Source organism: Phormidesmis priestleyi BC1401 (assembly GCF_001650195.1).
Taxonomy (GTDB): domain Bacteria; phylum Cyanobacteriota; class Cyanobacteriia; order Leptolyngbyales; family Leptolyngbyaceae; genus Phormidesmis_A; species Phormidesmis_A priestleyi_B.
Genome location: NZ_LXYR01000117.1, coordinates 1 through 5,235 on the forward strand (window position 1 = coordinate 1; position 5,235 = coordinate 5,235).

The 5,235-nt window shown below is 50.0% G+C and carries 5 protein-coding genes and 1 pseudogene; 3 read left to right on the forward strand and 3 right to left on the reverse strand.

Annotation, left to right across the window (positions count from 1 at the left end):
• Positions 1-251 precede the first annotated feature (251 nt).
• Positions 252-881 carry a group II intron maturase-specific domain-containing protein gene (locus A8707_RS25445; protein ID WP_197485073.1) on the reverse strand — a complete coding sequence of 210 codons (630 nt, stop codon included), beginning with the start codon at positions 879-881 and terminating at the stop codon, positions 252-254.
• A 248-nt stretch (positions 882-1,129) separates the two neighbouring features.
• Entirely contained in the window at positions 1,130-2,803 is a 1,674-nt protein-coding gene (locus A8707_RS25450; RefSeq protein WP_068820177.1) for an ISL3 family transposase, read from the reverse strand.
• Between the two features lie 49 nt (positions 2,804-2,852).
• Between A8707_RS25450 and A8707_RS25455 the strand changes: the two genes are divergently transcribed.
• A complete protein-coding gene (locus tag A8707_RS25455; RefSeq protein WP_068820179.1) occupies positions 2,853-3,200 on the forward strand; it encodes a helix-turn-helix domain-containing protein in 348 nt (115 codons plus the stop codon).
• 43 nt (positions 3,201-3,243) lie between these two features.
• Entirely contained in the window at positions 3,244-3,774 is a 531-nt protein-coding gene (locus A8707_RS25460; protein WP_082906511.1) for an IS630 family transposase, read from the forward strand.
• A 224-nt stretch (positions 3,775-3,998) separates the two neighbouring features.
• Here the strand turns inward: A8707_RS25460 and A8707_RS25465 are convergent.
• Positions 3,999-4,466: pseudogene (locus tag A8707_RS25465) on the reverse strand (transposase); the annotation flags it as partial.
• Between the two features lie 61 nt (positions 4,467-4,527).
• On the opposite strand from A8707_RS25465, the gene A8707_RS25470 reads away from it, so the two are divergent.
• Positions 4,528-5,154 carry a hypothetical protein gene (locus A8707_RS25470; RefSeq protein ID WP_068817839.1) on the forward strand — a complete coding sequence of 209 codons (627 nt, stop codon included), beginning with the start codon at positions 4,528-4,530 and terminating at the stop codon, positions 5,152-5,154.
• Positions 5,155-5,235 lie beyond the last annotated feature (81 nt).

Sequence of the window (5,235 nt, forward strand, 5' to 3'; positions counted from 1 at the left end):
ACCCAATCCTTTTATTTCAAGTAACGGAAATGTTCCTAGAGCAGGGTTGCAGATGACTGTTCTAGATATCGACCTTGATATCGTTCGGGATGCTGAAGGCAAAAATGGAGCAGTTGAGAACGAGTTTGTTGAGGGAGTAATGGCATCAGCTTGACGGCGGGCTAAACGTTTCTGAAGCGACGGTATGGTCAGCCTAAGCTAGTGAGTCACCCCCCTAACTCGGCTTCAAAACCGGACGTGATTCGTTAGAATCATCCGGCTCCTCTCCAACTTGGTTCCGTGTCAGGAATACCAATTGTCGGCTCGGTTTCTGTTGCATGGATCTGGTCGTGACAGTGCCGATGCCACAGTCTCAGGTTTTGATAGCTTGAATGGTGATGATTCCCATCGTGGTGATGCACTTCTGTCAAGTCTTCTGAGAAAAAGTGAAGGTGACAATGAGCGCATTTCCCGTTCTGCTGTTTCAAGAGGTTGGCTTTCCAGGGAGAGAGACCGGGATAGTTCCTGAGTCTTTTGCCCCAATAGAGCCAGTCTCCATCATAAGGAGAGCGACTGGTTTTGATCTTAACATGGCGACGAATGGGCGTTTCAGGGTGTCCTCGAAGTTTGAGTCCTTCGCGAGTCTGAAACACCCAGCCGCTCTCTTTGTTGACTAGCCAGTAGCGCGATACAATCTGATGACTGTTCAGGTTCGGGTATCTGTGCTTTGCCCAACGCAATAGCCGTCCAAATAAGTGGTAAGACATCGAAGCAAAAGCTGCTTTGCTGACCACCGTGGAGTAATACTGACACCATCCGGTAATGACCGGATTGAGGTGACAGATCAGTCCAGCTTGGGTTGCACCTTGATGCCTGGAAACAATCGCTTTCAGTTGTTCCAAGTGGTGCGTCTGACTCTGCTTGCTAGGTTTGATCAACGTCTTGAAGCCGTGTTTTGAGGCATACTTTCCAATATCCGTCTCGTGTCAACTACAGGTTCTTGTCCACTTTTGGTGATCTTTTGGTTCAAAAGCCCTATTCATCGCGTTGATTGAGCAATCTGTATTAGTAACTTCTGAATTGAGGTTGAGGAGACACCCTGATCAGAGCCGTTCAAGCCATTTTGCTCAAACGCTTCTGTGCGTGAATGCTAACTCGCTAACAACACTCGGCGCTTCAGTAACTCATCCCCAGCACGACCGTACATTTGCCGTTTGAGCATCTTCAACCGATTCACATGCCCTTCAACCACTCCATTACTCACCGGGAGAGTCATTGCAGCTTTCACAGCAGCACCGTCTTCTCGCAGTCCTGCTGCAAATTTCTGAAACGGGAGGAGACCGCAAGTTGCTGCTTCGTTCAACCAAGGCTCAAATTGGTTGGGCTGTCGTTTCCGAATCAAATCGCAGAAGCTTTCGGTTAGCTCAATCGCAGTCTTCAGAGTGGAAGATTGAGCTTTGAGTTTCTGGATCACCTGCTGACGCTCTGCGGCGCGCGTTGCCGTAAGCTGCATGATCAGCCAAGTCGCACGATTCGCCGTGAGCGGGAGCGCAGGCGGGGATGAGGTCAAGTGGGCGCTCTGCGAAGTTTGAGGATGAATTATCAGTTGTTTCTGTTCACGCAACCACTGAAGATAACGTCTCAAGGTGCGGTCTCCCCCCTGATAACCTTGTTGCTGCAAAGCTTGAAGCAATCCTCGTGGACGACCGCCTTGACGCTGATATTGCTCCAAGATGTAGTTCCGATACGGGGCAGCGAGACTATCGCCATCATCACTCCGGGGTTGAGGGTCAGCAAACTCAGGTTTGCGAAGGTCTCGCTGCACCGTCCGAATGCTCATGCCAACGTGTTGAGCAATCGCAGCCGTTGACCAGCCTTGGCGATGCAAGTCCCAAACTTGCTGATGGATTGCAGATCGCTGTTGCCAGTGTTCTGAACCCATCGTTTCGTCCCCTTCAGCCCCGAACTCTGACTTCGGCACTAAGCCCGACAACAGTTGAGCAGCATCCGCGATCATTGCGGCTGTAACCGTGACCGATTCAATTTGTCCGATGGCTTTCAAGGATTGAGTTTGAGTTCTCAGAATCTGTTCTAATACTGTCGCCAAGTTCTGGAGCAGGTGGAACCGGTCAGCCACTTGAGTCGCATTCGGTGCGCCTGCCGTGATGCCACTTCGATAGGCACTAGAACGGTCACGAGAGACAATCCCGACTCCAGGATGTTGTTTCAGCCAACTAGCAATCGGTTCTCCAGAACGACCCTCTAATAATTCGATGGGTCGTCGGGTGTCTAAATCGACCAAAATGGTGCCGTATCGACGACGCTTGCGAAACGCAAAGTCATCGACTCCAAGGATTTTGGGAGTCGCAAACTGAGGTAAAGGCAGTCGCATGACCAAGCGTAAAATCGTATTGCGACTCACCTGACAATGCAACTTCTGACCCAGTTTGACTCCTGCTGCCCCTCCTAGCGCCAGTCCCAGATCGCTCAGTTGCGTATTCAATCGCCGAGTGCGTCGTGCCCACGGTGCTGCAATTGGATTAAGCCGTTCACTGAGGATTCGGCGTGGGCAGGCTGAGTGGTCACAAAAGAACTTTTGCACTTCAATCTGAATCCGCACCTGATAGTCTGCCCACGGTAGATCTCCAAGCGTTCGCTCGTAGTGGCTATGGACCCGATGAGCGGCTTGTCCACAGACGGGACAGGCGGCTGTGACTGGAGTTGAACACAGATAGATTCGGACTTGTTGTTGGGCGCAATCTAGCTCGTAGTTCTGAATTTGAATGTGTTCTGAATCGAAAAGGAGATGTTCTAAAGGTTCCATAGGCGGTCTGAAGAGTGCCTATCTCTATTTTGCCAAAGGATCACCAAAAGTGGACAAGAACCCACAGGATGCCTATGAGCAACAAGAAGGGTCGCAACGGGAATTAGCCAAACGATTCAAGGTCAGTCCAAATTTTGTACGACTCTTGCTCAAACGTCATCAAACCGAAGGGACGGTTGAACCCAAACCTCACACCGGCGGTTTTACCAGCAAGTTAGCAAATCAACTTAACTTGATTGAGCAGTTAGTCGAACAAGATAACGATGCAACCTTGCAAGAATTGTGTGACCAACTCGACCAACAGGTTCAGATTCGGGTCAGTCCCAGTACCGTCTGCCGCACCCTGCAACAGTTGAACTTGACGCGAAAAAAAAACTCTGCACGCCAGTCAAGTTGAAACAGACCGAGTTCAGGGATTACGCCAAGCGTATCGAGACCAGATTCGAGACATCCGTCCAGAAGATTTAGTCTTTCTCGATGAGACGGGGGTGAACTTGATGATGGCGCGGCTCTATGCTCGTGCCCTTCAAGGAAACCGGGCGACGGGAGAACGTCCCTACAAAAAAGGACGTAATGTCACCCTGGTGGGAGCGATGAGCTTGAATGGGATGGTGGCAGCACTCACCTTTGAGGGTGGACTCAACGGGGATGTCTTCAAATACTTTGTTGAACAGATGTTAGTGCCTAACTTATGGGTAGGCGCTTGTGTCGTTATGGACAACTTGAGTTCTCATGGGGTAGAGGGAGTTCGAGACCTGATTGAAGCAGCAGGGGCAAAGCAGGTCTATTTATCGCCCTATTCTACTGACTTTAATCCGATTGAGAACTGCTGGTCGAAAGTCAAAGCGTTTTTACGGTCGGTGGCGGCTCGCTCTCGCGAAGCCTTAGATCAAGGAATTACGGATGCCCTCAAGGCTGTGACCTTAAAAGATATTGAAGGTTGGTTCACCTACCGCTGCTACTGTACTTAACTGAGCTGAAAACCGCTATATCTGCTCAGATAGTTTTCCTTTTAGGTTTAGTTTCATCGTTTGGGACTCATCTGGGCTGAGTTGATCTTCCCAAATCAACACCTGAAACGCTAGAACTAGTTCTCAACAAATTTTAAGATGCGTTTGCCCTGATCCCCTCAGCCTGTCTTTTGACGATTTTCGGGTTTCTATAGTATAGGACTTACGCATTGACAGACATAGAGTCATGTGAGTTGCAGGTCTGAAGAGGGTTCCGAGCGATTTTTTAAGATGAATTGTCGAATCACCGGGATAAATAACTGCCTCGATACCTGATATAGGTTGTCGATCAACCCCTCAATTCGCATCGTCTGGAGCTTGCCAAAGGCACTCAGCGCACAAAAAAAGTGATTGCGAATCGCTTGTTCATCTCGGACTTGAAAGCGCTCAATATTACAAACCTGTTTGATGACTCTGTGAAAGCGCTCAATCTGCCAGTGATGGTCATGGACTTGTTTAAAAGTTTCACGGTTCAGGAGCTTCAGTGCTTCTAATTCTGGGAGGAACAGGATGTAATAGCGGGCTTCGTTTTTGAAGTCCTGACAAAACACCTTAACCCACCCAAACTCTTTGAGATAGATGACCAATCCTGTTTCAGGGATTGTCAAGGTCTGTATCTGAACTTCTTTACCCTGTTCTGCCGGGTGCGACCTCTACTTGATTTAGTAGGTCAAGCATGATATCACTGAGTGAGGCAACCAAGAGGTGGTGAGTATGAGCGCTCAATTGCTGAGTCAAGAAGGGACGCAAGTCAGGATAGAAGTGACGATAGACCTGAGTCATTCGCTGCTGACCAGTGAAGAAGCGATTCAGGAAAGCCTCAACGAGGCGGGTCGTATTGCCACTACAGCCGCTCTTGAGTATCTGGACACCGACGGTTCAGCCATTGAGATTGCCGGAGAGGTGATGCGAACCAAAGGCAAGCAGCCCAAAGCGTATCAAACGCCCTACGGAGAAGTCGTGATTGAACGCCATGTCTATCAGCGCTCTGGAGGCGGGAAAACGGATTGTCCGCTAGAGCGAGCGTCTCGCATCATCATCACCTCCACGCCTCTGTTTGCGAAACAAGTGTCCTCGAAACTGGCGTATGGTTCCGCCCGAGACGTGCAGCGAGACTTGGCTGAGAATCATCAACGCCCGGTCGCCGTGTCCTACATCCAGCGTCTCAGTGAAGCGGTGGCCACGATCATTGAGGTGAAAGAAGAAAGTTGGGACTATGTGCCCCCTCAACTAGACGCTGAAATTGCCAGTGTTGCCATTGGCTTAGATGGCACCTGTATGCTGTTGTGCGACACCGGATGGAGAGAAGCCATGGTCGGCACTGCCCATCAGTCTGTATGACGCGTTTGGAGACCGACAACACACCATTTATATGGGAGCCACCCCCGAATATGGCAAGGCGACGTTTCTGGAACGGCTAGA

Excerpts from the sequence above, each read along its gene's own strand:
- A8707_RS25450 (WP_068820177.1), bottom strand. The coding sequence starts at position 2,803 with ATGGAACCTTTAGAACATCTCCTTTTCGATTCAGAACACATTCAAATT.
- A8707_RS25470 (WP_068817839.1), top strand. The coding sequence starts at position 4,528 with ATGAGCGCTCAATTGCTGAGTCAAGAAGGGACGCAAGTCAGGATAGAA.